Annotated in this window: 1 protein-coding gene; it reads left to right on the top strand. The window is 60.4% G+C overall.

The window, feature by feature from the left end:
• On the top strand, positions 1–474 hold a 474-nt coding region (locus C6558_RS40195; protein WP_158269022.1), incomplete at its 5' end, for a hypothetical protein.
• Between the last annotated feature and the right edge of the window lie 266 nt (positions 475–740).

Genomic DNA, 740 nt, shown 5'->3' with positions numbered 1-740 from the left:
CTCCTGCTGCTTACCGCCTCCGCCTCAGCCACCGACCCGTCTTCTGACGCACCCAACGACCAACCCACTGACGCAACCACCGACCCCCAACCAGTCCCGATCCTCGCTGGTGTCGAAGAAGTCAAAAATGACCAGGTCCCGACTTCGCTCCAGAACCTGGTGGGGTCGTTGATGCTGACAAGCGCCCTCCCTATCGTCGTGGGATTCTGGACCGTCATGTTCGGTGCATCCATCCTCATCCGCAAACGAGCAGTCGCATGGGCCACACTTGTTGTCCTGGTCAGCTTGTCAGCCATCGTCAGCTACAAGTTCAAGAGCACCATCACCGACCTTCAGAACCAGGGCCACGACATCGCGAACCTTAGCCTGGACGGGTGGACGTGGTTTGCACTTGCTCTGATTCTGGTTGCCTCGATCCTGCACGTGATCTTCGAGACCGCACGGCATCGTCGCGCCACCAATCGCACTGACTGACCCCAACACGACGGCCAGCCTCAGCCTGAGCCAACTATTCGAAGGCATCACAGGCTGGCCGTCCTGACTGAATCTCCTACGTCAGACCGAGAAGCCCGCGGCCCCGATACCTCTCCGGTATCGGGGCCGCTCCGTCATGGTGCTCCTGTAGTCAGCTCTGCGTCACAGCGACCTGGAGCTTCCGTTCGATTGCTTCGACGCATTCCCGACGCACGGCCTGATACCGCCCAGCACCCTCCTGGCGTTCATCGAAGTGCCCACCATGA

It is taken from the genome of Ensifer sp. NM-2, assembly GCF_003024455.1.
In the GTDB taxonomy this organism is placed as follows: Bacteria; Pseudomonadota; Alphaproteobacteria; order Rhizobiales; family Rhizobiaceae; genus Ensifer; species Ensifer canadensis.
Note: the sequence above shows the minus strand (reverse complement) of the source record. Positions and strands in the feature narration are given on the sequence as shown.